A 2,646-nucleotide genomic window follows, 5' to 3' on the forward strand; every position below is an offset into this window, starting at 1 on the left:
ATGGATATACCGGTGCGCTGAAAGCGCCTGTCCGGTGTTTTGGAAATCACCTGTCCGAAAAGAGGAAATCACTGTTCCAGACAGATAATAAATGTGGCGGAGCCGCCATCCTGAAAAATAGAACCTCCAGGATGGGGACGCCAGTTGGCTGTTAACGATTATTCGCTCAGCGCCGGATCCAAGCCGTATACTTCTCTCATAGAGCGATAGTTGGATGGATCAGTTGGAACGATATTGATCTTGTAGGCATCGTGCATGATGCGGTCAAGGATGGCTTCAGCAAGAGGGCTGTCATCGCCACCGAGCTGGTCGTACCATCCGCTGGGATCGTACTGGGAGCAGAAGATCGTGGAGGATTTCTTCCGTCTTCTGTGGAGCAGTTCCAAAATGTCATGCTGTTCCGTTTCTGTCGGCTTCAACAAGAGCCACTCATCAATGATGAGCAGGACGGGGTTGGCATACTTGGCCTGAACCTTCTTGTAGGTGCCATCTGTACGCGCCAGATCAAGCTCCAGGAGCATATCGGGCAGGCGCACATACTTTGTTTTATAGCGCTGTTTGCAGGCCTCCATACCGAAAGCGCAGGCCATGTAGGTCTTCCCACTCCCGGTAGCACCTGTGATGAACAGGTTTCGGTGCTCCGTGATGTACTCACAGGTTGCGAGACGTTCGATCAGACCGCGGTTAAGTTTCCGGCCGGAAGTATAGTTGATATCAGCGATGTAAGCTTCCGGCTGATCGAACCCGGCTCCCTTGATCAGACGCTTCAGACTGTTGTTCTTACGGTTATTGTATTCGATGTCGACCAGAAGGCCGAAGCGATCCTCGAACGGAACATCCTTCATCCTTGGATCATCCATCTGTGTGATAAAGGCATCTGACATAGAAGTCAGTCGCATTTCAATAAGTTTGTCGATTGTACTCTGATTGGTCATGGTTCTTACCTCCTGTAGTAGTCAGCACCACGAGTGATGGCGTGCTTGTTCTGAGTTGATGCAGAGTCGGGAGTCTGTAACTCCGGTTCCATCTTTTCCCGCCCGGCTGCCAAGATGTTTTTGATACTCTTGTAGCTGGGACTCGCTGTGTAGGAAAGCGCCTTCCGGCACGCTGCTTCCAAACGCTCAGCAGAGTATTTATCTGCCAGTTTCAGAAGCCCCATACAGCTTCGGTAGGACTGCTGCTCCACCCTCTGGGAGGCAAGAATCGCATGAACAACCTTGCACGTATTGGTTCCAATCCGCTCAGCCCATTTGCGGAAACGGTCGCCGTTCCATTCCAGATATTTCTGGTGATCGGCGGGCATATGTTCCGTAACAGTGCTGTATTGCCCCTTTCGGCCATACAGACGGTGGTGGGAAGCAATGCGGTTGTGATTGTAAAAGATTTCGATAATCGTGTCAGTTACCCGCACATCCACCTTGCGTTTGATGTATTCGTAAGGAACGGAGTATAGCATTCCATCGATGGATATGTGATAATTGAACTGAACGGTGGCTTTTTTCCATTCCGCCAGTTCATAAGGGGTAGCCGGTAGCTTGGCCAGTAATGGCAGTTCTTCGTCGCGGAAGATCTCGTATCGGGTACCCTCTTTCTTTTGAAAAGGACGGTTTACGAATTCCTCCAGCTTCCTGCGGATGGACTTGTTCAGCTCGGCCAGCGAAAAGAACTGTTCATTACGGAGCGCCGCGGTAATCCAGGTAGAAATGACACCTACAGAGCCCTCGACATTTGGCTTGTCCTTCGGTGACCGGATGCGGGCCGGGATGATAGCCGTGTTGTAGTGCTCAGCCATCTCATGGTAGATGGTATTGAGTTCCTGATTGTACCAGTCGTTGTTGTGGATCACTGCAGTTGTGGTATTATCAGGCACCAGAATACGAGTTACACCGCCGAAGTACTCATACATATGAACATGCGCAGTAATCCATGAGCGCTGCTTTTCATTCATAAAAGCCTCAACATAAGGATACTGGCTGTATGCCATGACACCCACAAAGAGAAATGCGGGGATGATCTCGCCGGTATCCGGATCAGTGATCTGCGCAGGATCTCCTGCCCAGTCAACTTCGATCTGCTCGCCAGGCTTTCGGTTGATATGCATGGTTGCGCGGCGCTTCTGTTCATCCTGCTGGATGTAATAACAGAACTGGGAATACATGAGTGGCTCATCACCGGACTGGCGGCATTCCTCCAGGTACTCCGTCCAGAGGAGTTTCTTGTTGACACCGTTGCGGAGCAACTCCTTCTGGATGTAGTTGAAATCCGGCATCCGTTTTTGTTTGGATACTTTTGATTCCCTGGGAAACATCAGCTTCTGAAGCGCTGCATCTGTCAAGGTTTCATCCAACGGCCAGGATAAATGCATTTCCCGCGCTCGTTTTTGAACCTTGACTACGGTTTTCTGCGAAACACCGATGCTTTGAACAATGTTTCGCTGTGACAGTCCCAAAGCGGTCAGCCTGAGGATCTCACGATACTTGGTCATTGTCTTGTGACCTCCTTATAATAGATTTACATCTTGCGATGCATGTCTCTATTATAAGGCTCTGGAATGTGATTTCCTGTCCCGGAACAGTGATTTCCGCTTATCCGGAATAGTGATTTCCTAACGCCGGACTGGTGATGGAAAATGCCCCGGAATACTCA

2 protein-coding genes are annotated in these 2,646 nt (G+C 50.1%); both read right to left on the bottom strand.

Annotated elements, in window-relative coordinates; translation table 11 throughout:
• Positions 1-158 precede the first annotated feature (158 nt).
• Positions 159-935 (bottom strand): ATP-binding protein, encoded by a 777-nt coding sequence (locus FGQ85_RS18005; protein ID WP_138374146.1) that lies wholly within the window; start codon positions 933-935, stop codon positions 159-161.
• A 5-nt stretch (positions 936-940) separates the two neighbouring features.
• The gene (gene istA / locus FGQ85_RS18010; RefSeq protein ID WP_138374147.1) at positions 941-2,485 is read right to left on the bottom strand and encodes an IS21 family transposase; all 1,545 of its coding nucleotides are present in this window, start codon (positions 2,483-2,485) and stop codon (positions 941-943) included.
• Between the last annotated feature and the right edge of the window lie 161 nt (positions 2,486-2,646).

It is taken from the genome of Pseudoflavonifractor sp. BSD2780061688st1 E11, assembly GCF_005844125.1.
GTDB lineage: Bacteria > Bacillota > Clostridia > Lachnospirales > Lachnospiraceae > Sellimonas > Sellimonas catena.

Coding starts and splice junctions, on each gene's coding strand:
- FGQ85_RS18005 (WP_138374146.1), bottom strand. CDS start 935: ATGACCAATCAGAGTACAATCGACAAACTTATTGAAATGCGACTGACT.
- istA (WP_138374147.1), bottom strand. CDS start 2,485: ATGACCAAGTATCGTGAGATCCTCAGGCTGACCGCTTTGGGACTGTCA.